This is a genomic window from Streptomyces sirii, from assembly GCF_045690365.1.
GTDB lineage: Bacteria > Actinomycetota > Actinomycetes > Streptomycetales > Streptomycetaceae > Streptomyces > Streptomyces sirii.
The window spans coordinates 4,087,318-4,110,708 of sequence record NZ_CP147982.1 but is presented as its reverse complement, the minus strand read 5'-3'; the positions used below and the strand labels follow the sequence as shown (position 1 = coordinate 4,110,708).

22 protein-coding genes are annotated in these 23,391 nt (G+C 73.2%); 13 read left to right on the top strand and 9 right to left on the bottom strand.

Going from position 1 to position 23,391, the window contains the following annotated elements:
- Positions 1-6 precede the first annotated feature (6 nt).
- Positions 7-1,533: a class I adenylate-forming enzyme family protein gene (locus tag WAB15_RS18280; protein WP_407286913.1), complete on the bottom strand. Its 1,527-nt coding sequence runs from the start codon at positions 1,531-1,533 to the stop codon at positions 7-9.
- A gap of 171 nt (positions 1,534-1,704) precedes the next feature.
- On the opposite strand from WAB15_RS18280, the gene WAB15_RS18275 reads away from it, so the two are divergent.
- From WAB15_RS18275 to WAB15_RS18260, 4 genes are all read left to right on the top strand, one after another.
- Positions 1,705-2,904, top strand: coding sequence for an amidohydrolase family protein (locus WAB15_RS18275; protein ID WP_399146584.1), 1,200 nt, complete (start codon positions 1,705-1,707; stop codon positions 2,902-2,904).
- On the top strand, positions 2,904-4,058 hold the full coding sequence (locus tag WAB15_RS18270; RefSeq protein WP_407286912.1) for an acyl-CoA dehydrogenase family protein: 1,155 nt from the start codon (positions 2,904-2,906) through the stop codon (positions 4,056-4,058). Before WAB15_RS18275 ends, WAB15_RS18270 begins: the two co-directional genes overlap by 1 nt.
- A gap of 8 nt (positions 4,059-4,066) precedes the next feature.
- Positions 4,067-5,056: an acyl-CoA dehydrogenase family protein gene (locus WAB15_RS18265; RefSeq protein WP_407289248.1), complete on the top strand. Its 990-nt coding sequence runs from the start codon at positions 4,067-4,069 to the stop codon at positions 5,054-5,056.
- Positions 5,057-5,530: 474 nt separating this feature from the next.
- Entirely contained in the window at positions 5,531-5,989 is a 459-nt protein-coding gene (locus tag WAB15_RS18260) for an ATP-binding protein (RefSeq protein WP_399146586.1), read from the top strand.
- A gap of 272 nt (positions 5,990-6,261) precedes the next feature.
- On the opposite strand, the gene WAB15_RS18255 is transcribed toward WAB15_RS18260, so the two are convergent.
- Positions 6,262-7,188 (bottom strand): cyclase family protein, encoded by a 927-nt coding sequence (locus tag WAB15_RS18255; RefSeq protein ID WP_399146587.1) that lies wholly within the window; start codon positions 7,186-7,188, stop codon positions 6,262-6,264.
- 82 nt (positions 7,189-7,270) lie between these two features.
- Between WAB15_RS18255 and WAB15_RS18250 the strand changes: the two genes are divergently transcribed.
- The 4 genes from WAB15_RS18250 to WAB15_RS18235 all read left to right on the top strand — a co-directional run bounded on the left by WAB15_RS18250 (position 7,271) and on the right by WAB15_RS18235 (position 11,992).
- Positions 7,271-8,176, top strand: a complete 906-nt coding sequence (locus WAB15_RS18250) for an SDR family oxidoreductase (RefSeq protein ID WP_407286911.1) — start codon at positions 7,271-7,273, stop codon at positions 8,174-8,176.
- Between the two features lie 57 nt (positions 8,177-8,233).
- Entirely contained in the window at positions 8,234-9,475 is a 1,242-nt protein-coding gene (locus WAB15_RS18245) for an acyl-CoA dehydrogenase family protein (protein ID WP_407286910.1), read from the top strand.
- On the top strand, positions 9,472-10,542 hold the full coding sequence (locus WAB15_RS18240; RefSeq protein ID WP_399146590.1) for a Zn-dependent alcohol dehydrogenase: 1,071 nt from the start codon (positions 9,472-9,474) through the stop codon (positions 10,540-10,542). The genes WAB15_RS18245 and WAB15_RS18240 overlap by 4 nt, the downstream gene beginning before the upstream one ends.
- Positions 10,543-10,654: 112 nt before the next feature.
- A complete protein-coding gene (locus WAB15_RS18235; protein ID WP_399146591.1) occupies positions 10,655-11,992 on the top strand; it encodes an MFS transporter in 1,338 nt (445 codons plus the stop codon).
- A 119-nt stretch (positions 11,993-12,111) separates the two neighbouring features.
- Here WAB15_RS18235 and WAB15_RS18230 read toward each other — a convergent pair whose 3' ends face one another.
- On the bottom strand, positions 12,112-12,738 hold the full coding sequence (locus WAB15_RS18230) for a flavin reductase family protein (RefSeq protein ID WP_407286909.1): 627 nt from the start codon (positions 12,736-12,738) through the stop codon (positions 12,112-12,114).
- A 203-nt stretch (positions 12,739-12,941) separates the two neighbouring features.
- Here WAB15_RS18230 and WAB15_RS18225 point away from each other — a divergent pair, with 203 nt between their 5' ends.
- Positions 12,942-13,523 carry an RNA polymerase sigma factor gene (locus tag WAB15_RS18225; protein ID WP_407286908.1) on the top strand — a complete coding sequence of 194 codons (582 nt, stop codon included), beginning with the start codon at positions 12,942-12,944 and terminating at the stop codon, positions 13,521-13,523.
- 8 nt (positions 13,524-13,531) lie between these two features.
- Entirely contained in the window at positions 13,532-14,182 is a 651-nt protein-coding gene (locus WAB15_RS18220; RefSeq protein WP_399146593.1) for a hypothetical protein, read from the top strand.
- Between the two features lie 24 nt (positions 14,183-14,206).
- Here the strand turns inward: WAB15_RS18220 and WAB15_RS18215 are convergent, their stop codons facing one another.
- Positions 14,207-15,088 (bottom strand): enoyl-CoA hydratase/isomerase family protein, encoded by an 882-nt coding sequence (locus WAB15_RS18215; protein WP_399146594.1) that lies wholly within the window; start codon positions 15,086-15,088, stop codon positions 14,207-14,209.
- A 97-nt stretch (positions 15,089-15,185) separates the two neighbouring features.
- Positions 15,186-17,444: an acetate--CoA ligase family protein gene (locus tag WAB15_RS18210; RefSeq protein WP_407286907.1), complete on the bottom strand. Its 2,259-nt coding sequence runs from the start codon at positions 17,442-17,444 to the stop codon at positions 15,186-15,188.
- A 222-nt stretch (positions 17,445-17,666) separates the two neighbouring features.
- Here WAB15_RS18210 and WAB15_RS18205 point away from each other — a divergent pair, with 222 nt between their 5' ends.
- The 3 genes from WAB15_RS18205 to WAB15_RS18195 all read left to right on the top strand — a co-directional run bounded on the left by WAB15_RS18205 (position 17,667) and on the right by WAB15_RS18195 (position 19,216).
- Positions 17,667-18,119, top strand: coding sequence for a DoxX family membrane protein (locus tag WAB15_RS18205; protein WP_399146596.1), 453 nt, complete (start codon positions 17,667-17,669; stop codon positions 18,117-18,119).
- Between the two features lie 83 nt (positions 18,120-18,202).
- A complete protein-coding gene (locus WAB15_RS18200; RefSeq protein ID WP_407289247.1) occupies positions 18,203-18,628 on the top strand; it encodes a Zn-ribbon domain-containing OB-fold protein in 426 nt (141 codons plus the stop codon).
- Positions 18,629-18,727: 99 nt separating this feature from the next.
- A complete protein-coding gene (locus WAB15_RS18195; RefSeq protein WP_399146597.1) occupies positions 18,728-19,216 on the top strand; it encodes a GNAT family N-acetyltransferase in 489 nt (162 codons plus the stop codon).
- A 66-nt stretch (positions 19,217-19,282) separates the two neighbouring features.
- On the opposite strand, the gene WAB15_RS18190 is transcribed toward WAB15_RS18195, so the two are convergent.
- The 4 genes from WAB15_RS18190 to WAB15_RS18175 form a co-directional block, all read right to left on the bottom strand.
- The gene (locus WAB15_RS18190) at positions 19,283-20,326 is read right to left on the bottom strand and encodes an aldo/keto reductase (RefSeq protein ID WP_407286906.1); all 1,044 of its coding nucleotides are present in this window, start codon (positions 20,324-20,326) and stop codon (positions 19,283-19,285) included.
- 8 nt (positions 20,327-20,334) lie between these two features.
- Positions 20,335-20,799, bottom strand: a complete 465-nt coding sequence (locus WAB15_RS18185) for a MerR family transcriptional regulator (protein WP_407286905.1) — start codon at positions 20,797-20,799, stop codon at positions 20,335-20,337.
- A gap of 125 nt (positions 20,800-20,924) precedes the next feature.
- Entirely contained in the window at positions 20,925-21,662 is a 738-nt protein-coding gene (locus tag WAB15_RS18180) for a pyridoxal 5'-phosphate synthase (protein ID WP_407286904.1), read from the bottom strand.
- A gap of 1 nt (position 21,663) precedes the next feature.
- Complete coding sequence (locus WAB15_RS18175; protein WP_407286903.1) at positions 21,664-23,073, bottom strand: FAD-dependent monooxygenase; 1,410 nt, start codon at positions 23,071-23,073, stop codon at positions 21,664-21,666.
- Positions 23,074-23,391: the final 318 nt, after the last annotated feature.

Here is a 23,391-nt window from a genome sequence, read left to right as displayed (position 1 = left end):
CCGCGCCTAGCGGGCGCCCCCGAGCCGGTCCCGCAGCTCCCCCTTCAGCACCTTCCCCAGGGTCGCCCCGCGCGGCAGGGCGGCCAGTACCTCCAGCTGCTCGGGGAGCTTGTGCGGGGCGAGCCCCTGGGAGCGCAGGTGTGCCACGACCGCGGTGAGGGTCAACGGTGCGGTGCCCGGGGGCTGTTCGACGACGGCGCAGACCCGTTCGCCGCGGTCCGGATCGGGCAGGCCGATGACGGCCGCGCCGGCCACGTCCGGGTGCCGGTGGAGCAGCTCCTCGACCTCCTGGGCGGAGATGTTCTCGCCCTTGCGGATGATGACGTCCTTGAGCCGGCCGGTGACCACGAGGTGGCCGGTGGCGGTGAGCCGTCCGAGGTCGCCGGTGGGCAGGAAGCCGTCGGCGTCGAAGGGGGCGGGCTCGCCGAGGTAGCCCCGGCAGACCGCCGGGCCGCGCAGCAGTATCTCCCCGGTGCCGGCGGCGATCCGGACCTCCATGCCGGCGGGCGGGCGTCCGGCGGTCGTCGCGAGCCGGCCGGGACCGTCGAGCGGGTCGCCCATCGTCACCATCGGGGCCTCGGTCATGGCGTAGCCATGGGCGAGCCGGCAGCCGAGGGCCGCGACGACCTCGTGGTACAGGGCGGGCGGCAGCGCCGCGCCGCCGCCGGCCAGCAGCCGCAGCGACGGCAGCAGCCTGCGCCCCGGCGGCAGCTTGCGCGCCTCGGCGAGGAAGAGGGAGTAGAAGGCGGTGGAGCCGCCGGCGACGGTGACCTGGTGGCGGCGGTAGGCGGCCAGTGAGCCGGGCGGCTCGAAGCGCTCCAGCAGTAGCGCGGGGATACCGCGCAGCAGGAGCATGACGGTGTAGTCGGGGCCCGCGACATGGGCGTACGGGAAGGCCATCGAGCCGATGTCGGACGGGCCCAGCCGCAGCGCGTCGGCCAGCTGGCGGCCGGCCGTGCGCAGGCTGCGGTCGGTGTGCAGCACGCCCTTGGGGCCGGCGGTGGTGCCGGAGGTCCAGTAGATCCAGCGGACCTCGTCGGCGTCGGTGGGCGGCGCGGGCAGCCCGGCGGGGTCGGCGTCGGGCAGGCTGCCGGGGCTCCGGTCGTACGCCGTGACGACGGTGGGCGGGCCGGGCAGGGCGGCGGCCAGGCGGTGTGCCATCGCGCCGTGGTCGAAACCCCGCCGGACGCCGGGGACCAGGACGAAGTCCGCCGCGGTCCGGCGCAGCACCTGCCCCACCTCCAGGTCGCGGTAGAGCGGGACGACCGGGCTCTGCACGGCGCCGATCCGGGCCAGCGCGAGGCTGAGCAGCACGGTCTCGATGCGGGTCGGCAGCTGCCAGACGACCCGGCTGCCGGGTCGTACTCCTCGCTCGTACAGGCCGGCCGCCACCCGTTCCGCGCGCCGGTGCAGCGCGCCGAAGGTGATCCGCCGCTCGTCCCGGGCCGCCGCCGCTCCCTGGACGAGGGCCGCGGCGCCGGGGGTGCGGGCGGCCCGCCATGTCACCAGGTCCCACAGGGTGCTGCCGGTCATCCGCCCACCCTCCCGCCGATGCTGACGGTACGTCAGGTTCGGTGCAGAGGTTAGGGGTCGGCTCCTTGTCGGTCCAGAGGGTGCGGGGCTAGCCTCTATCTGACGGTGCATCAGATATCGCCCGACCCGGCCGCCCGGACACGGGGTGAGGGGACAACGATGGGGAACCCGATGGAGCTACCGCGCATCATCAGCGTCGACGACCATGTGATCGAGCCCGCGCACCTCTTCGAGACCTGGCTGCCGAAGAAGTACCGGGACCGGGGGCCGAAGCCGCTGACCACCGGCATCGGCGAGCTCGCGTACGTCGGGGGCAAGTACCAGATCACCATGGACCCGGACGGGCCGCCGGCCGACTGGTGGATCTACGAGGACCTGAAGTTCCCGTACAAGCGCAACATCGCCGCCGTCGGCTTCGACCGGGACGACATGACACTGGAGGGGATCACCCGCGAGGAGATGCGGCGCGGCTGCTGGGACCCCGAGGCGCGCCTTGCGGACATGGACCTCAACCACGTCGAGGCCTCGCTCTGCTTCCCCACCTTCCCGCGCTTCTGCGGCCAGACCTTCGCCGAGGCGCACGACAAGGAGGTCGCCCTCGCCTGCGTGCGCGCGTACAACGACTGGATGGTCGAGGAGTGGTGCGGCGACAGCGGCGGCCGCCTCATCCCGCTGTGCCTCATCCCGCTGTGGGACATCGACCTGGCCGTCGCGGAGATCAGGCGGAACGCGGCGCGCGGGGTCCGCGCGGTGACCTTCTCCGAGATCCCCACCTACCTGGGGCTGCCCTCGATCCACTCCGGCTACTGGGACCCCTTCTTCGCGGCCTGCCAGGAGACCGGCACGGTCGTGAACATGCACATCGGCAGCAGCTCCCAGATGCCGGCCGCGTCCCCCGACGCCCCGCCCGCCGTACAGGCCTCGCTCTCCTTCAACAACGCGATGGCCTCGATGATGGACTTCCTCTTCAGCGGGGTCCTGGTGAAGTACCCGCGGCTGAAACTCGCCTACTCCGAAGGGCAGATGGGCTGGATCCCCTACGCCCTGGAGCGCGCCGACGACGTCTGGGAGGAGCACCGCGCCTGGGGCGGGGTGCGCGACCTGATCCCCGAGCCGCCGTCCACGTACTACTACCGGCAGATCTTCTGCTGCTTCTTCCGCGACAAGCACGGGGTGGCGTCGCTGGACGTGGTCGGCCGGGACAACGCGACCTTCGAGACCGACTACCCGCATGTCGACTCGACCTTCCCGCACACCAAGGAGGTCGCCCTCGACCATGTGAAGGGCCTGGACGACGAGACGGTCCACAAGCTCATGCGGGGCAACGCGATCCGCATGCTCGGCCTGGACCTCGACGACACGGTCCGCTGATGGACCTGGCCTACGCGCCGGAGGAGGAGGACTTCCGGGCGCGGCTGCGGGCCTGGCTGGCGAAGGTGCTGCCGACGCTCCCCGCCAAGCCCGCCGCGACCGACTGGCCCGGCCGGCGGGCGTACGACACCGCCTGGCAGCGGATGCTGTACGACGCCGGATACGCCGGGCTGCACTGGCCGCGGGACGCCGGCGGGCAGGGCGCCACCCCCACCCAGCACCTGATCTTCCTGGAGGAGACCGAGCGCGCCGGCGCCCCCTATGTGGGCGCCGGCTTCGTCGGGCTGCTGCACGCCGGGCCGACCATCGCCGCCGAGGGCACCGCCGAGCAGCGCGCCCGCTGGCTGCCGCCGATCCTGCGCGGCGAGGAGGTCTGGTGCCAGGGCTTCAGCGAACCGGACGCCGGCTCCGACCTCGCGGCGCTGCGCACCAAGGCGGTACGGGACGGCGACGGCTATGTCGTCAGCGGCGCCAAGATCTGGACCTCGCACGCCGAGGTCGCCGACTGGTGCGAGCTGCTGGTCCGCACCGACCCCGAGGCGCCCAGGCATCGCGGTATCAGCTGGCTGGCGATGCCCATGGACGCGCCGGGGGTGACCGTCCGGCCGCTGCGCACCCTCGCCGGGTCGACGGAGTTCGCCGAGGTGTTCCTCGACGAGGTCCGGGTGCCGGTCTCCCATCGCCTCGGCGCCGAGAACGACGGCTGGCGGGTGACGATGGTGACGCTGTCCTTCGAGCGCGGCACGGCCTTCGTCGGGGAGGTGGTGGCCTGCCGACGGGTGCTCGGCGCGCTCGCCCGTACGGCCCGCGCCAACGGCCGCTGGGACGACGCCGTGCTGCGCCGCAGACTCGGCCGGCTGAACGCGGACTTCGCGGCGCTGTGGCGGCTGACCCAGTGGAACGTGAGCGCGGCCCAGCGGGGCGGCGGCGTCCCCGGCGCCGGCGGCTCGGTCTTCAAGCTGCGCTACTCGCACGCCCGCCAGGAGCTCTACGACGCGGCGGCCGAGGTGCTGGGCGCCGGGGCGCTCGACGCCGACCAGGAGTGGATCGCCGATCGGCTGTCGTCCCTCTCGTACACCATCGCGGCCGGTACCTCGCAGATCCAGCAGAACATCGTCGCCGAGCGGATCCTCGGCCTGCCGAAGGGGCGGTGAGCCGGCCGGTGGACTTCCAACTCACCGACGACCAGCGGGCGTTGCGGGACGGCACGCGGGAGCTGCTGGCCGGCCGGTTCGACCGGGAGCGGCTGCGGGCGGCCGTCGACGACCCGGCGCTGGACCGTGCGCTGTGGCGGGAGCTGGGCGCGGCCGGGTTCTTCGCGCTGCGGCTGCCGGAGGCGGCCGGCGGGGTGGGGCTCGGACTGCCGGAGGCGGCGCTGGTCTTCGAGGAGGCCGGGCGGGCGCTGCTGCCCGGGCCGCTGGTGGCGTGCCAGCTGCTGGCCGGGGTGGTGGACGGCGTCGCGACCGGCGAGCGGATCGTCTCGCTGTGCGACGGCGCGCGGCAGCCGATGCTGTGGGAACACCCGGACGACTGCGACGAGTTGGTCGTCGTGACGGGGGCCGCGGCCGGGGCGGGGGCGGATGCGGGGGTCGCACAGGGGCGCGCGAGCGGTGCGCACCGTAGCACGCCGGACCAGGTGTCCTGCGCCCCGTTCACCTCCGTCGACCCGCTCACCCCGCTCGCCCGCATCGCGCACGCTCCGCGCACGGCCCCCCTCGCCGGCCTGGACCTTCCCCGGCTGCGGCGTGAGGCCGCGCTGTTCACGGCGGCCCAGCAGCTCGGCAGCGCGGCCCGCACGGTCGAGATGGCGGTCGCCCATGCCCGTGAGCGGGTGCAGTTCGGTGCGCCCATCGGCTCCTTCCAGGCGGTCAAGCATCTGTGCGCGCAGATGCTCGTACGTGCAGAAATCGCCCGAAGCGCCGTATATGCCGCGGCGGTCACGGGTGGTGGTCCGGACGTGACGGGCGCCAAGCTGCTCGCCGACGAGGCCGCGGTGCGCAATGCGCGGGACTGCCTTCAGGTCCACGGCGGTATGGGCTTCACCTGGGAGGCCGATGTGCATCTGCACCTCAAGCGGGCCTGGCTGCGGGCCGAGTGCTGGGGTACGGCGGCCGAGGCGGAAGAGGCGCTGGCGGCGGACCTGGCCGACTGACGGCGGGTGTGTGCGGCGGTGAGGGTGGTGAGCGGGGTGGCCGACGAGGTCAGACTCTGGCAACCCGTGTGCGAAATGTCGGACCCACCACACAGAAGCGGTCACGGAGGGTCGATATCGGGTTGTGTCCTAGGTGTGACTCGTCACAGGGGGGAGTCGGCGTTCCGCTCGGGTACTCTCCGTTGGGTGCGAGTGGTTCTGTGGCGCAACGAACCCGGTGCCGTCGAAGCGACGGTTCCGGGGTACGGACTGCGCGCCGCTCGCCTTGGGTGCGGGCCCGATAGCCCCCCTTGTTCGACTCCCCGCAAAGTGCGTCGCACAGTATGCAGCACGCATACTCCCTTGCGCTGGAATATGCCCGAAGCGCTTGTTGGGGTGACTGAACGTCAACCATGCTGTGCTTCACCGGGGTCACGCACCGTGACTCCGCGGAGGCGCGAGGCGATGTTTCCGCCGGTTCGGATGGTGTGAGCGGTGCAGGTGCTTCAGGTGCAGTTGGACGTACGACCCGACCCCGCTGAGGTCGGCAGAGCCCGGCGGTGGGCCCGCTCGCGGCTCGTGGGGTCCGGCATAGGGCCCGATGAACCACTTGCGGAGACGTTGATCCTGCTGATCTCCGAACTCGTCACCAACGCCGTGGTGCACACCGGCTCGGCGGCCGAGCTGCGGATGTGCTTCTCGGGCTCGGGCGCGGTGGTGGGGACGGTCCGGGTGGAGGTGGTGGACGCCAGTGCCCGCCCGCCGCGCCAGCGGCACGCCGACGGCGACGACACCAACGGGCGCGGCCTGGAGCTGGTCGACGGCCTGGCGGACCGCTGGGGCTGGCAGCAGGAGGGTGCCGGCAAGCGGATCTGGTGCGAGGTGGACCGCGGTCGGCCGCTGCTGATGGCGACGGGTACGGATCTGGGGCATTTGAGCCCTATTGCCCCTTAATGGATCTGCATCAAGGCGGATAAATCGGACGCGAAGTGCCGCGCGCCGGGAAAATAGTCCAGACCAGGTGTTGACGTGACGTGCCCAGTTGATCACTCTTGGGTGGGGCGGTTCGCCGGGAGGGGACGCCGAGGGTGTGGGGGGAATCGGGTGTATGCCCGGTCCTGGCCTCGGCGAGTGCGGATCGCGGCCTGGCGGGTGGCGGTCCGCGGTGCCGTGCTCGGGGCGCGCATGAGCGCACCGCCACCTGGCCGGCCGGGTGCCGGTCGGCCTCAGAGGATCGCGACGGGTGCGACCGGTGCGCCGGATCCGCCGACGAACGGCTCGGCCGTCGCCGAAAGGAAGAACGCATGGCGCCCCGCTTCCGCGCAGGCCGTCGACAGCTCCTCCAGGTTCCAGTTCTGGCCCTGCAGCATGCCCATCTCGACGAGGTGCAGCGCATGCACCGGCAGCCACAGGTCCTCGATCTCCGGGGGGAAGATCTCGAAGGTCAGGGTGTCGTTGGCGACCGCCGCGACATCGCGCGCGCGGAACCACTCGGGGGTGCGCAGCGACAGTCCGGGTGAGGGGAACGCGTACGCCTGCCGGTCGCCGTCCAGGTAGTGCCGCAGCTGCCCGGTCCGCACGAGGGCGATGTCGCCGGCCCGGACCGTCGTGCCGGCCAGCTCCTCGGCGGCGTCCAGGTCCTGCGGGGTGACGGCGTACCCGCCGGGCAGCCGGTCGGTGCCGTGCGCGCGGGCCACGTCCAGGAGGATGCCGCGGGAGGCGATCGGGGTGGCCTTCTCGATGCCGAGGGCGGTGGCCCCGCGGTGGGCTGTGATCGAGTCGGCGGGGCGGTTGTTGTAGAGGCGCCCGGAGTGGGAGACGTGGGTGAGGCCGTCCCAGTGGGTGGCGGCCTGGAGGCCCATGGTGACCGCGTCGTCCGAGGTGGCGACCGTGCCGGGGCCGAAGATCTCCTGGTTGATGGCGATCATGGTGTGCAGCGGGTTGACCCGGCCCGGGATCATGCCGGTCTGCACGCCGTCCTGCTGGAGCGGGAGGGCGAGCGGGATCCGGCGGCCGCTGTGGACGCAGCCGGCGGCCTCCCGTACGACCTGCTCGGTGATCAGGTTGAGGGTGCCGATCTCGTCGTCCGCCCCCCAGCGACCCCAGTTGTTCACGCGCTTGGCGATGTCGTGGAAGTCCTGCGGCAGGGGCATGGCGGCCTCCGGGGTCTTGTGTTTGACGCGCGGCTGCCCAAAAATCTAACGGTCCGTCAGAAACTGCGGGAAGGGGCGCGGCATGGGGAACTTCTTGGCCGGCAAGGTGGTCGCCGTCACCGGCGCGGGACGCGGCATCGGGCGCGCCGTCGCGCTCGCCTGCGCCGCGCACGGCGCCCGCGTCGTGGTCAACGACTACGGCGTCTCGATCGAGGGCGGCGCCCCGAGCAGCGAGGTCGCCGACGCGGTGGTCAAGGAGATCGAGGCGGCGGGCGGGGAGGCGACCGCGGTCGCCGACGACGTCTCCACCATGGCCGGCGGCCAGCGGATCGTGGACACCGCGCTGGCGCGGTACGGGAGGGTCGACGGTGTGGTGTGCGTGGCCGGGATCCTGCGCGAGCGGATGCTGTTCAACATGTCCGAGGAGGAGTGGGACCCGGTGGTCGCCACGCACCTCAAGGGCACCTTCACCGTCTTCCGGGCGGCTGCCGCGGTGATGCGGCGCCAGGGGTCGGGAACCCTGGTGGGCTTCACCAGCGGCAACCACCAGGGGTCGGTCTCCCAGGCCAACTACGCCTCCGCGAAGGGCGGGATCATCTCGCTGGTGCGCAGCGCCGCGCTGGGCCTTCACAAATACGGGGTGACCGCCAACGCGGTGGCGCCCGTCGCCCGGACCCGGATGTCGGCGAACGTGCCGATGGAGCTGAAGGAGATCGGCGAGCCGGAGGACGTGGCGGCGTTCGTCGTCTATCTGCTGAGCGAGCGGGCGCGCGAGGTCACCGGGCAGGTCTACACGGTGGCCGGCCCCAAGATCGCGGTGTGGGCCCAGCCGCGGGAGCTGCGCTCGGTGTACGGGGACGGCGGGTGGACGCCGGAGAAGGTCGCCGAGATGGTCCCCGGGGCGGTGGGGGCCGATCCGATGCCGATGCTGGAGCAGCTGGAGCAGATGGCGGCGGCCGCGGCGGCCAAGGCCCGGCCCAACCGGTAGCGGTCCGGCCCGCGTTGCCGGGCGGCGGGACGGGGCATTCGACGTCGGGAGGTCGGCGTGGACTTTGAGTTCGGGCGGGCGGACGAGGAATTCCGGGCCGAGGCCCGCGCCTGGCTGGCGGAGCATCTCGTGGGGCCCTACCAGACGCTGGCGGGGCGGGGCGGCCCCGGCAGCGAGCACGAGGCGCCCGCGGCGCGCCGCGCGTGGGAGCGGGAGCTCGGGGCCGGCGGATGGGTCGGCATCGGGTGGGACCGCACCCACGGTGCGTACGGGAACCGGGCGGCGAGCCTGACGCAACAGGTGGTGTGGGCCGAGGAGTACGCGCGGGCCGCGGCGCCCGGTCGGGTGGGCCACATCGGGGAGAACCTGCTGGCACCGACGTTGATCGCGTGCGGCGACGAGGCGCAGCGGCGGCGGTTCCTGCCGGCCGTCGCGCGCGGTGAGGAGCTGTGGTGTCAGGGCTACAGCGAGCCGGACGCGGGGTCGGACCTGGCGGGGGTGCGGACGGCGGCGGTCCGGGACGGGGCCGCCTACCGGGTCAGCGGGCAGAAGATCTGGACGTCGCTGGCCGGGGAGGCCGACTGGTGCTTCGTGCTGGCGCGGACGGACCCCGGTGAGCGGCGGCACCGGGGGCTGTCGTTCCTGCTGGTGGCGATGGACCAGCCGGGGCGCGTCGAGGTGCGGCCCATCCGGCAGATGTCGGGGACGGCGGAGTTCAACGAGGTGTTCTTCGACGGGGCGGTGGCGCGGGCCGAGCATGTGGTCGGCGGGGAAGGGGCCGGCTGGCGGGTGGCGATGGGGCTGCTGGCGCTGGAACGCGGGGTCTCCACGCTCGTCCAGCAGATCGGGTTCGCCGCGGAGCTGGCCGAGGTGATCGCGGCCGCGGTCCGTTGCGGGGCGCTGTCGGATCCCGTGCTGCGCGATCAACTCATCACACAGTGGGCGGAGTTGAGGGTCATGCGGTGGAACGCGCTGCGGACCCTGGGCGCGGCCGGGGACGCGGGTGGGCCGAGCGTGGCGAAGCTGCTGTGGGGCGGCTGGCATCAGCGGCTCGGGGAGCTGGCGATGCGGGTGCGGGGCGCCGCGGCCGCACGGGGACCCCTCGACTGGACCCCGCACGAGCCGTACGAACTGGACCCGCTGCAGCGGCTGTTCCTGTTCACCCGGGCCGACACGATCTACGGCGGCTCGGACGAGATCCAGCGCAACATCATCGCCGAGCGCGTGCTCGGCCTGCCCAGAGCGGAGCGGTCGATGACCGGAGTGGAGCGGGGAATGACCAGAGCGGAGCGGGGATGAGGGGCGTCATATTCGACGGCGAGCGGCCCCGGGTCGTGGACGATCTGCAGGTGCGCGACCCCGGGCCGGGCGAGGTGCTGGTCGGGATCCGGGCGGCCGGGCTGTGCCACAGCGATCTGTCGGTGATCGACGGGACGATTCCCTTCCCGGTGCCGGTGGTGCTGGGCCACGAGGGAGCGGGCGTGGTGGAGGCCGTGGGCGCGGGCGTCGAGCATGTGGCGCCCGGCGACCATGTCGCCCTGTCGACGCTGGCCAACTGCGGGGCGTGCGCGGAGTGCGATCGCGGGCGGCCGACGATGTGCCGGCAGGCGATCGGGATGCCCCGCAAGCCGTTTCGGCGGGGCGGCGGCGAGCTGTACAACTTCGCGTCGAACTCGGCGTTCGCGGAGCGGACGGTCGTCAAGGCGGTGCAGGCGGTGAAGATCGCCGAGGACGTTCCGCCGACGTCGGCCGCGCTGATCGGGTGCGGGGTGCTGACCGGCGTCGGAGCGGTGCTGAACCGGGCGAGGGTGGACCGCGGGGAGTCGGTCGTGGTGATCGGGGCGGGCGGGATCGGCCTCAACGTGCTCCAGGGAGCGCGGCTCGCGGGTGCGTCGGTGATCGTGGCGGTGGACGCCAACCCGGCGAAGGAGACGGCGGCGCGGCAGTTCGGGGCGACGCACTTCGTCGACGCCTCGGCGGTGGCGGACACCGTCACGGCGGTCAAGGAGGTCCTGCCGACCGGCGCCGACCACGCCTTCGAGTGCGTGGGCAGCACCCGGCTGATCCGGCAGGCGGTCGATCTGCTGGACCGGCACGGCCAGGCGGTGCTGCTCGGGGTGCCCCCGGCCTCGGCGGAGGCCTCGTTCCTGGTGTCGTCGATGTATCTGGACAAGTCGATCCTGGGCTGCCGCTACGGGTCGTCGCGGCCCCAGCGGGACATCGCGCTGTACGCCCGGCTCTACCGCGAAGGGCGGCTGCTGCTGGACGAGTTGGTGACCCGGACGTATCCGGTGGAGGACTTCGCGAAGGCGGCGGACGACGCGCACCGCGGGCGGGTGGCGCGGGCGGTGTTGACGTTCGACTAGAAGGATGCCGCCCGGCCTCCGGGCCACGGGCTTCGCCCCCTGGCCCGATCCTGGCGAACCCTGGCCTTCCGGCCACTCGTTCCGTAGGGGTGATCCCGGCGAAGCTGCTCCGGTGACCCAGACACCCGAACTTCCCCTACGGGCGAGCGGCTCCCGCGAGGGGGGTGCCCCCGCACCCGTGCCCTCGCGGCGCCGGCGGCCGCACCGCGCCTGGTCCGTCGCCGCCGTCACCTTCCTCACCATCATCGGCGCGGCCGGTTTCGCCTCCCTCCCCGGCCTGCTGATCGACCCGCTGCACGCCGAGTTCCACTGGTCGCGCGCCACCATCGGCTTCGCGGTGTCGGTGAACCTCGCGCTGTACGGGCTGACCGCGCCGTTCGCCGCCGCCCTGATGGACCGGTTCGGCATCCGGCGGGTGGTCGCGGTCGCCCTGGCGGTGATCGCGACCGGCGCCGGTCTGACCGTCTTCATGACGGCGAGCTGGCAACTGGTGCTCCTCTGGGGCGTGCTGGTCGGCCTGGGCAGCGGCTCGATGGCGCTGGCCTTCGCCGCCACGGTCACCGGCCGCTGGTTCACCGATCGGCGCGGGCTGGTCACCGGCATCCTCACCGCGGCCGGCGCCTCCGGCCAGCTGGTCTTCCTGCCGCTGCTGTCCTGGATCGTCGACCGGTACGAGTGGCGGCCGGCCGCGGTGACCGTCGCGCTCGCCGCGGTCGCCGTCGTCCCCCTGGTGTGGTTTCTGCTGCGCGACCACCCGGCGGATGTCGGCCTCGCGCCCTACGGGGCGACAAAGTTCGTGCCCAAGCCGCCGCCACAGCGGGGCGCGGCCCGGCGGGCGCTGCGGGCCCTGGCCACGGCGGCGGGCACCGGCCCGTTCTGGCTGCTCGCCGGCACCTTCGCGATCTGCGGTGCCACCACGAACGGTCTGGTCAAGACCCACTTCGTGCCCGCGGCACACGATCACGGCATGCCGATGACGGCGGCCGCCTCGCTGCTCGCGGTGATCGGCGTCTTCGACATCGCCGGAACCATCGCCTCCGGCTGGTTCACCGACCGCTTCGACACCCGCCGGCTGCTGGCCGTCTACTACGGCCTGCGCGGACTGTCCCTGATGTTCCTGCCGCTGCTGCTGGCCGACACGGTCCGTCCGCCGATGGTCTTCTTCATCGTCTTCTACGGCCTGGACTGGGTGGCCACCGTCCCGCCGACGATCGCCCTGTGCCGCGAGCACTACGGCGAGGACGGCGCGATCGTGTTCGGCTGGGTCCTCGCCGCCCACCAGGTCGGTGCCGCGCTGATCGCCTTCCTGGGCGGCCTCGCCCGCGACCTCTTCGGCACCTACAACCCCGTCTGGTACGCCTCGGGCGCCCTGTGCGCCCTCGCGGCCCTGATGGCCCTGGTCATTCAGCGGCGGGCGGAGCCGGGGCAGATGCGGCCGGCCGTGGCGTAGCCCTGGTGCCAGGGTGCAATTCCGGCCACTGGACGATCCCCCTGAGAGGCGCCTCCTGGGCGACCCCGACGAAGGGGACCGGCACGTGCTGACGCGGAAGTGACCGGGCCGGGCGCGCCTCAGGAACTGAAGTGCCCGAACCCGCCCCGGTGGAAGAGGAGCGGACCGGCTTCGGCCGCGCCGGGGTCCGTGCCGAGGGCTTCGACGCGGCCGACGACGATCAGGTGGTCGCCGCCGGTGTGCACCGCGTGGATCGTGCAGTCGATCCAGGCGGGGACGCCCGTGAGCCGGGGCGAACCGGTCGCGGGGGCCGGTCCGTGGGGGACACCGGCGAACTTGTCGGCGCCGCTGACCGCGAAGGCGCGGCACAGCTCGCCCTGGCCGGCGCCGAGGATGTTGACGCAGAACACCCCGGCGCGGGCGATCCGCGGCCAGGTCGTCGACGTACGCGCCACCATGAACGTCACCAGCGGCGGGTCCAGGGAGAGGGAGGCGAAGGACTGGCAGGCGAAGCCGGCCGGGCCGGGCTCCGAGGGCGCGGTGACGACCGTGACGCCGCTGGCGAAGTGCCCCAGGACGGAGCGGAATTCGGCCGCGTCCAGCGGTGCGCGCTCGTCCTCGCGTACGGCGCGCAGCGCGGGCCGCGGGTGGGGTGCGGCGGGCGCGGGTGAGGGGGCCGTGGTCGGTGCGCCGACGGAGCGCAGATACCGCACGGCCGTGGCCGCCATTCCAGCGTGTCCCATCATGCCCTCATTGAATCTGATGGAGCGTCAGTTGTGAAGCCGGAAGCGGCGACGGCCACCCGGACGTGTGGTTTGCCGGTCTATCGCGGCGATCTTCGATGGACTCGCGGGAGATTGGGTAGCGGAATGCTGATTGTGCGTCGCCCGCATGGGTAGCGTCCACCTCGGCCGCGACCGTAGCCGAGCACGGGGGAGAGTTCCGGTACATGGCCGATGCGACACCGTCGTCAGCTTCGTCTGCCGCGTCACCCACCTTCGACGAGGTCTTCTGCGGGCTGCTGCCCCGGCTCTACCGAAGAGCGGTGATGCTGGCCGGTTCCCGACAGTCGGCGGAGGACGTGGTGCATGAGGCGTACCTCAAACTCGCCGCCCGCCCGCAGCGCTTCCTCGCCCATCCGGAGCCGTACGCCTATGCCTTCACCGCCGTGTTGAACATCGCCCGCGACGCCTACCGCAAGGACCGGCGCCAGGTGCTGGTCGACGGCCTGGAGGGGGTGGAGGAGGCGGGTGCGGACGGCGCCGCGGCCGGGTCCGGTGCGGCGCCGGGCGGCTGGGACGGCGGGGTGGAGCGGCGGCACGCCGAGATCGAAGCGGTGCGCCTGTTAGGGCGGTTGTCGCACCGGCAGGCCGGCATCGTCATCCTCGTCGACCTCGACGGCTACACCATCGACCAGGCCGCCAAGATCATGAAGGTGCATCGAGGCACCGCCGCCCGGCATCGCGCCCGTGCGCTGGACAGGCTGCGCGCCTACCTCGTTGAATCGGAGCACGGGCAGGCCGGGAGGTGAGCGGCACGGTGGGTGTGGGGCCACGGTTCGACGGTGGCGTCGGCGGCGCGGGCGGCGGCCCGGGGTCCGGCGGCGGCCGGGGCGACGGCGCCGGCGACGACGCGGAGGCGCTGCTGCGCGCCCGGCTGCGGTCGGCGGACGAGCAGATCGAGACGCCACCGGGCCTGTGGAACCGCATCAAGGAGACCGGCCGCGAGCCGGTGCCCGCCGCGGCCGCGCTGCCCCGCAGACGCCCCTACGCGGTCGCGCTGGCGGTTGCCGCGGCGGTTGCCGCGGTCGCGCTGGGGGTGTGGTGGCTGGTGCGCCCCGGGCCGGTCGGCCTGCAGCCGGCGGGGCCGACCCGGACGGTGAAGATCAAGGTCCACAACAGCGAGAAGGCCTGCCGGACGGGCCGCCTGCTGGAGTGCGCGCTGCGGCTGGCCAGGGACCCGTACGCCCCGTACGCGGCGCGCGACAACTCCGCCGGTCGGGTCTGGCACGGCGACGCACTGGCCGCGCGCTGCGTCGTCACCGACGGCCGCATGGTCCGCGACGAGGCCGGCATCACCTCCACCCGCTGGTATCTGGTCACCACCGGGCAGGGGGTGCGGGGGTGGCTGCCGGGGGTGCGCACGCGCAACACGCGTGAGGTGCCGGTGTGCCCGGCGGAGGTGAAGTAGGCCGGCGCGCCCTCGGGCGGGGCGTCACCGGCCCCGGTAGGAGGGGCTGCGCCGCGCCACGAAGGCGGCGACGCCTTCCTGGGCGTCCGCCGTCGTCATGGTGATCTCCTGGGCGGCGGCCTCGGCGGCGAACGCCGTGGCCCGGTCGGTCTCGAAGGAGGCGTTGACCAGCTGCTTGGTCAGAGTCAGCGCGCGGGTCGGGCCGGCCGCCAGCCGCTCGGCCCACTCCCGGGCCGTCTTCGCCAGCTCGCCGTCCGCGACGACCCGGTTCACCAGCCCCAGCCGCTCCGCCTCGGCGGCCGGTACGGCGTCCCCGAAGAACATCAGCTCCTTGGCGCGCTGCGGGCCGATCAGCCGCGGCAGGAGGTAGGCGCCACCGCCGTCCGGGACCAGTCCGCGCCGGACGAACACCTCGATGAAACGGGCCGATTCGGCCGCCAGCACCAGATCGCAGGCGAACGCGAGGTGGGCGCCGATCCCGGCCGCGGTGCCGTTGACCGCGGCGATCACCGGCTTCTCGCAGTCCAGCACCGCGCCGATGAACCGCTGGGCGCCGCGCCGGATCATCCGGGCGACATCGCCGGCGACCCGTTCGCCCGCCGGCGGCGAGCCGCGCAGATCCGCGCCGGCGCAGAAGCCCTTGCCGGTCGCGGTGATCACCACGGCCCGTACGTCCGGGTCGGCCGAGGCGTCGGCGAGCCGGCCGATGATGCGTTCGCGCTGGTCCCAGGTGAGGGCGTTGAGGGCGTCCGGGCGGTTGAGGGTGATCCACGAGACGCCGTTGTCAGTGGCGTGCAGTACCCATGAATCGACGGGGTCGGCGGCGGAGCCGGCGGGCCCGGCCTGATCGCCGCCGGCGGCCGGCCCGGCGGGGGGAGTGGAAGCGGGGGACGGGGAGGACGTCATGGGGGAGCGGCTCCAAAGGCTGCGGTCGGGGTGCCTACGGCGGTCGGGATGCTTACGGCGGTCGGGCGGGCGGCTGCTGTGGCGGTCGGCGGCGCGGTCAGTGGCAGACGGCGAGCGCGTCGAGGGCCACCGCACCCTGCCCGCGCGGCAGGACCACCAGCGGATTGATGTCCAACTCGGCCAGTTCACCGCCCATTTCGAGGGCCATCCGCTGCACCCGCAGCACGACCTCGACGAGCGCGTCGGTGTCCGCGGGCGGTGCGCCGCGTACGCCGTCCAGCAGGGCGCGGCCGCGCAGTTCGTCGAGCATCGCGCGGGCCTGGTCCTCCCCGAAGGGCGGTACGCCCACCGCGACATCCCGCAGCACCTCCACGAGCACTCCGCCGAGTCCGACGGTCACGGTCGGTCCGAAGAGGCCGTCGTGGGTGACGCCGACGACCATCTCGACGCCGCGCTCGATCATCTGGCAGACCAGCACACCATCCAGCGGGAGGTCCTCGTAGCGGGCGATGTCGATCAGCTCGCGGTAGGCGTCGCGGACCTGGCTGGCCGAGGTCAGCGCGACCTTGACCAGGCCGAGTTCGGTCTTGTGCGCCAGCTGCGGCCCGGAGGCCTTCATGACGACGGGGTAGCCGACCAGGCTCGCCGCCCGTACGGCCGCCGCCGCGCTGGTCACCAGCTGCTCGCGCGGGACCCGGATGCCGTAGGCGCGCAGCAGCTGCTTCGCCGCGTGCTCGCTGAGCTGCTGGCCCGGGCGCATCAGCGCCTGCGCCTTGCGCGCCGAAGGGGACGCCGCGCGCGGGGCGTCGTCGAAGGGGGAGCGGTAGGCGGCGGCGAAGCGGTGGTGGTCGAGGTAGGCGCGGACGGCCGTGATGCAGTTGGCGAAGGTGCGGAAGGTCGCCACCCGCGAGGAGCCGAGCAGGGTGGTGCGGTAGGCGTCCTCCGTGCCCACCGGCGAGCCCCACACCACACACACCAGCTTGTCCGTCCGCTCCGCCGCGTCCACGAGGTCCTGGGCGAGCCTGTCGCTCATCGGCGGGAAGGGCCCGGTGATCGGGCAGATCAGTACGCCGATGGACGGGTCGGCCAGGATCGCGTCGATGATCTTGCGGCCGCGCCAGTCGCCCACGGGGTGACCGCCGTTGTCGATCGGGTTGGCGACGTTGAGGTAGTCCGGTATCCACTGGTGCAGCTCGGCCTGCTTGGCGGCGTCCAGAGTGGGCAGCCGCAGTCCCGCCGCGGTCGCCAGGTCGGAGAAGTGGGCGCCGGTGCCGCCGGAGATCGAATAGACCGCGATGCCCTCGGCGGCCGGCTTCCTGGCGCGCGCCAGCAGCGCCGCGGTGTCCTGCAACTCGTCCAGCCCGTCGACCCGGATCACGCCGAACTGCCGCATCGCGGCGTCCACGACCTCGTCCGCGCCGGTGAGCTTGCCGGTGTGCGAGGCGGCCGTCCGGGCGCCGGTCTCGGTGCGGCCGACCTTGACGGCGACGACCGGGACCTTGTTGCGGGCCGCGCGGTCGGCGGCGAGCAGAAAGCTGCGGCCGTCCTTGAGGCCTTCCACATATGCGGCGATGGCGCCGACCTCGGGGCGGGTGGCGAAGTAGGAGAGGAAGTCGGCGGTCTCCAGATCGGCCTCGTTGCCGGTGGGGGCCCAGTGGGAGAGGCGGATGCCCAGTTCCTGGAGCGTGAAGACGGGCCGGCCCTGGTGGCCTGACTGGGTGATCAGGGCGATGGCCGGGCCGTCGAGGTCCTCGCGGAACTCCTCGAAGGCGTTGAGGTTGGTGTTCGGGCCGAGCAGCCGCAGCCCGGAGCGTTCGACGGCCTCGGCGAGCCGGGCCTGGGCGACCGCGCCCCGCTCTCCGGTCTCGGCGAAGCCGGAGGCGAAGGCCACCGCGAACTTCACCTTGGCCTCGGCGAGTTGCTCGATGAGCGGCAGCGGATCGCCGACCAGCAGTACGGCGAGGTCGACGGGCTCCGGCAGCGCGGCGACCGAGGCGCAGCAGGGCCGCCCGAAGACCTGCGTCCGTCCCGGATTGACGGGGTGGAGCCGGGCGCCGACCCGCTCCGCCCAGGCGATCAGCTGGCGGGTGATCCCGGTGTTGGGGCGGCCTTCGCTGTCCGAGGCGCCGATCACGGCCACCGACTCGGGCCGGAAGAACCGGTCCAGGTCGGGCACCGGAGCGTGCAGCGGCCGGCCGCTGACATCCCGGTCGACCGCGGCCCCGGCGTCCTGCCCGCCGCTGCCGCGAGGCGGTGCGCTCATGCCGTGGACGGTGTGTGGTGGTTGCTCCCCACAGGCCACGACGCGGGCCGGCCGGGAGTGCGTGGTGAGGCTGCCGTGAGTCGATCCAAGCATCGCAGACGCCCGCTCCTGTGTGACGGCTCTCAGTTACCTGGCTGTAGTGACTGCATTACCTGACACTTAGTCAGATTACTGAACTGACGTCGCGTCAGGAATGGGGCTGCGGGGGAAAGCTCGGGCGGTCGAGGCGACGGGCCGGATCGTGCGGGCCCTCTTGCGCGGGCGCGAACCATGGGCTGAACTGACGTACCGTCAGAATCGTGAGGGGTGTGCGGGATGCAGACGATCTGGCTCGGCGGGGCGGAGTGGCTGGCCGTGCTCCGCATCGGCCTCGGCCTGTGGTGGCTGGAGAGCTGGCGCCACAAGGACAAGAAGGGCTGGTTCGAGCGCGGTACGGGCATCGCCTGGGCGGCGGACGTGGCCGGCAAGCACCGCTGGAGTGCGGTGCGCACCGGCTTCGACAAGGTCGTACGGCCCCGGCCCAAGGCGATGGCGTACGTCGTGGTCTACGCCGAACTGGCGCTGGGGCTCGGCCTCGTCCTCGGCTTCCTCACACCGATCGCGCTGGCGGGCGGCCTGGTGCTCAACCTGCTCTACCTGGTGCTGATGATCCACGACTGGGCCGAGCAGGGGCAGAACGCGATGATGGCGCTGATCTCCCTGGTCGCCCTGTTCGGCGTGAGCTGGCAGACCTGGTCGCTCGACGCCGTAGTGGGGGTGTTCTCGTGAGGGCCGGTGGCGGCGGGAGCGCGGCGGAGGCGGGTGCGCGCGGTGCCGGGCGGGACGCGGCACACCGAGCGACGGGGTTCGATCTGCCGGAGGTGGACGCCTTCACCCGGCCGTACTGGGACGCGGCGGCGGAGGGGCGCCTGCTGCTGCGGCGCTGCCGGGCCGAGGGCTGCGGTGCGGCCCATCACTACCCGCGTGAGTTCTGCCCGTACTGCTGGAGCGAGGAGGTCGGCTGGGAGCCGGCCGGCGGGCGCGCCACGCTCTACACCTGGTCCGTCGTGCACCGCAACGACCTCCCGCCGTTCGGCGACCGGGTGCCGTATGTCGCGGCCGTGGTCGATCTCGCCGAGGGGCCGCGGATGATGACCGAGATCGTCGACTGCCCGGAGGCGGAGCTGCGGATAGGGATGCCGCTCCTGGTGCGGTTCCGCCGGGCGGGGGCGGCAGTCGGGGGCGGTGCCGGTGGCGCGGTCGGCGGCCTCGCCGTGCCGGTCTTCCGGCCCGCGTGACGCCGGCCGGGGGCCCAGCCCCGGCCGGGCCCCCGGCCGGACCTGGAGCCGGGGCTAATCCGGTGGCGGTCCGACCGATGGCGGCGTCATGCTGGGGTCGTGCTGATCCGTGAGGCGACCGCGGCCGACTGGCCCGCCATCTGGCCCTTCTTCCACACCATCGTGGCGGCCGGCGAGACCTACACCTACCCGCGCGACCTCGACGAGGCGACGGGCCGGGAGATGTGGCTGCTGGAGCCGCCCGGCCATACGGTCGTCGCCGTCGACGACTCCGGGACCGTCCTGGGCACGGCCAAGATGAACCCCAACCACATGGGTGGCTCCGCGCATATCGCCAGCGCCAGCTTCATGGTCGATCCGCGGTACGGCGGACGCGGCGTCGGGCGGGCGCTGGGGGAGTACGTACTGGCCTGGGCCCGCGCCGAGGGCTATCGGGCGATGCAGTTCAACGCCGTCGTGGAGACCAACACCGGCGCCGTCGCCCTCTGGGAGTCCCTGGGCTTCACAATCATGACCACCCTCCCCGAGGGCTTCCGGCACCCCACCAAGGGCTATGTGGGACTGCACATCATGTATCGGCGACTGTGACGACGGGGAGGGGCGGCAGGGACCCGCATGCCCTGGGAGTCGTCGCCGACGAGCCGCCGTCCCAGATCACTCCGCTGACGGGCCCTGGGCCTCCCGGGCCGCGGACGTGAGCGACATGTCCGCGTAGCGCTCGCCCGCCACCCGCCCGGCGATCGGCTCCAGCAGCGCCAGTTCCTCGGCGGTCAGCAGGATCCGGGTGGCCGCGGCGTTCTCAAGGAGGCGGCCGCGCTTGCGCGTCCCGGGGATCGGCACCACGGACAGGCCGTGCGCCTGCGCCCGCTGCTGCACCCAGGCCAGGGCGATCTGCGCGGTGGTGGCGCCGTGCTCGGCTGCGATCTTGTGCAGGGGCGCGAGGAGGGCGGCGTTCGCCCGGGCGTTGTCGCCGCTGTAGCGCGGCAGCGACTGCCGGAAGTCGCCGCCGGAGAGCTCCTTGCCGGCGTCGGTGAAGGCACCGGTCAGAAAGCCCCGGCCGAGCGGCGAGTACGGCACGAAGGCGACACCGAGCGCGGCGGCCGCCCCCACCGCGCTGTGCTCGACGTCCCGGCTGAAGACCGACCACTCCGACTGCACGGCGGTGATCGGGTGCACCGCGTGCGCCTCGTGCAGCTCGGCACCGGTGACCTCGCTCAGACCGAGGTGCTTGACCTTGCCCTCCCGCACCAGCTCGGCCATCGCGCCGACGGACTCGACGAGCGGGACGGCGGGGTCGCGGCGGTGCATGTAGTAGAGGTCGACGACCTCGACGTCCAGGCGGCGCAGGCTCGCCTCGACGGCCCTCTTGATGTAGGCGGGATCGTTGCGCAGGGCCCGGTAGGCGGGGTCGTCGGCCCGGTACTCGATGCCGAACTTGGTGGCCAGCGTGATCTCGTCGCGGTGCGCGGCGACGAACGGCGCGAGGAACTCCTCGTTGGCGCCGACGCCGTACATGTCGGCGGTGTCGATGAGGGTGACGCCCGCCTCGACGGTGGCCTCCAGAGTGTCGCGGGCCGCCGTGTCGTCGGTCTCCCCGTACGCGGCACTGATGCCCATGGCGCCGAAGCCCTGGACGCCGACGAGGGGGCCGCCGCTGCCCAGTTCGACCTTGCCGATCTGCTCGATGGTGTGGTCCATGATGGCGCTCAGGCCCCTTCCGGCGCCCGGCGGGCACCCTCATAGAAGTTGATCTTGGCGTTGAGTACGGCGAGGGTGTCCTGCAGCTCCGCGATGCGCGTGACGACCTCGCCGCGGGCCTGTTCCAGCACCGACTGCCGTTCGCCGTAGGTGTCCTCGCCCTGGCGGACCAGCTCCGCGAAGCGGACCATGTCGGCGACCGGCATCCCGGTCAGCCGCAGCCGGGTGACGAAGGCGAGCCAGTCCAGGTCCCGGTTGTCGAAACGGCGCTGACCGGTGTGCGACCGCGCCACGTGCGGCATCAGGCCGATCTCCTCGTACCAGCGCAGGGTGGGCGCGCTGAGCCCGGTGTACGCCGCGACCTCGCGGATCGTGTAGTGGTCCTGGCCGTCGGGGCGCGGATGGGTCGCCCCCGCGGACACGCAGGCGTCCACGGGCGGGGACTTCACGGGAGTGCTGCCGATCACCGTCATGCCGACCACGCTAGGACCTTCAAGTGCACTTGAAGCAAGTGCTCTCCGCATGACGTTACGGGGGCGACCGGCGGCCCGTCGGCCCCGGCGCTGCGCCGCTCCCCGCCGCCCCGTGGCCCGGCGACCTACGGCCAGAGCAGCTCCGTGGTCCAACGGCCGCCCTCATGGCGGTAGTTCAGGCGTACGTGCCGGCGCCGTGCGTCGCCCTGGAAGAACTCGACCTCCTCGGGGTGCAGTACGTACAGCGTCCAGCTGGGTACCGCCGCGTCCGGCTCCCGCTGCGCGCGCTCCCAGGCGGCTTCCGAGACGCGCGCCAGCTCCTCGGTCGAGTCCAGCACCTCGCTCTGCCGGCCGACCAGCGCCGCGGCCAGCGCCCCCGTGGAGCGTCGGTGCAGGTCGGCCGCGCTCTCCTCGGGCCCCGCCTCGGTCACCGGCCCGCTGACCCGCACCTGGCGGCCGACCGCCGGCCAGTAGAAGCCGAGCGCCGCCCGCGGCCGGGCCGCCAGTTCACGGCCCTTGCGGCTGCCGCGGTGCGAGGCGAAGTGCCAGCCGCGCTCATCGGCGTCGTGCAGCATCAGGGTCCGTACGGAGGGGGCGCCGGCCGCGTCCGCGGTGGCCAGGGTCATCGTGTGCGGCTCGGGCTGGCCCGCTTCGGCGGCCTCCCGCAGCCACTGCCGGAACAGCGGCAGCGGCTCGGCCGGCGCCCTCGCCGGGTCGAACGCGGGCAGTTCGCAGTCCCAGACCCGCAGCCCGCGCAGCAGCTCGCGGAACGCGCGGCCGGCGGCGTCCGCCTCGCCGGTGGGGGCCGTGCCGTCGGCGGGGGCGGCGTCCGGTGTGTCCTGGTGCGCGGGGTGATCGCTCATGTCAGGCAGCGTACGTGCGGGCCGCGGCGGCCGGCACGGGACCGGCCGCGGCACCCGGTGCACCGTCCGCCGCCCCGCCCTGCGCGGGAACCCGCCCCCGGCCGGGCAGCGGATAGTCCTTGAGCGTGATCGCACAGGCGCCCCGCTGCACATCCTCCGCGATCTTCTTCGCCACGAAGTTCTTCCACGGCATGTGCGGCAGGATCCGCAGCATCAGATGCCGCAAGCGGATCTGCCCCCGGGTGTCCGCCGTCATCTCCTTCGCGAACTTCCGCGCCAGCGCGTGATTGACCGCGACATAGCCGCGCATCTCCGCCTCGTAGCGCGCAAAGGCCGCCTCCGGCTCCCCTCCGGCCGCCAGCTCCCCGGCCAGGACGTACGCGCCGACCAGCGCCATCCCCGTGCCCTGCCCCGATGCCGGCGAGGCGCAGTGCGCGGCATCGCCGAGCAGCGCCACCCGCCCGCGCGACCAGCGGTCCATCTCGATCAGATGCAGCCCGTCGAAGTAGAGGTCGTCCGCCTCGCGGGCCGCTTCGAGGAGCCGCGGGACCTGCCAGCCGACGCCCTCGAACGCGTCCTGGAGCAGCGCCAGTTGCCGGGCGCGGTCGCGGTGGTCGTAGGTCAGGCGGGGCGAGCGGAAGACCAGCAGGCCCGTGGCCCGCGGATCCCCTGCCGAGCTGTAGGCGCAGATCAGCTTGCCGGGTACGGCGTGGTACAACTCCTCGCGGTCCAGGCCGAGTTCGTTCGGCATGGAGAAGGCCGAGATATACCCGCCGAGGTGCCGGACGAACTGCTCCTCCGGGCCGAAGACCAGGCGCCGGACGGTCGAGTGCAGGCCGTCGGCGCCGACGACGAGGTCGAAGCGGCGCGGAGCGCTCCGCTCGAAGGTGACGTCGACGCCTTCCGGCGCGGCGCCCGAGTGGTCACCCGGACGCGGTGCGCCGGTGGCGCGCGCCGCCGTGGGCGTGACGGGAGTGATCGAGGTGATCGAGTCGCCGAAGAGGTACTCGACGTCGGTCCGGGTGCGCTCGTAGAGGATGCGGGCCAGTTCACCGCGCATGATCTCGTCGTCGCGACCCACCCGCGCGCCGAAGATGTCGGCCGGGAGGGTGGCGATCCGCTTGCCGTCGTCGTCCACGTACGCACCGGTCCGCATGTCCGTGCCGGCGCGCTGGACGTCCTCCAGGATCCCCATCCGCTCGACGACCTCGATCGCGGCGCCCCGGATGTCGACCTTGTAGCCGCCGGTGCGCAGCTCGGGGGCGCGCTCGACGACGGTCACCGCGAAGCCGTAGCGGTGCAGCCAGTAGGCGAGCGCCGGGCCGGCGACGCTCGCGCCGGAGATCAGCGCGGTGCGGGGCGCGGTGCGGGGGCTGGAGCCGGTGCGGGCGTGCGGGGCGGTTCCGGACATGGCGGGGTTCCCTTCGGGCGTGCGGTGGAGGGTGCTGCTGAGCGGGCTGCGGCGCGCACTTCGCGGCGCTCGGTCGCGGTGTGCGCGCCGCCCGACGTCTCGACTATACGAGCGTCTTAAACGCTTGTCTATGACGCTTGTATGGACGGGCTTGCCGGCCCGCCGAAAAACCGGTCGCCCCGCGCCGGCGTCCCCGGCTAGGTTTTCCGCATGCATCACTTCCACCAGATCTACGGCTGACTCGGCCGAGGGCGGTCGTCCGCCCCGCCCGCACCCAGGCGTGCCCGGCGCGCCACCGGCCTTGCGGCCGGTGCTGCA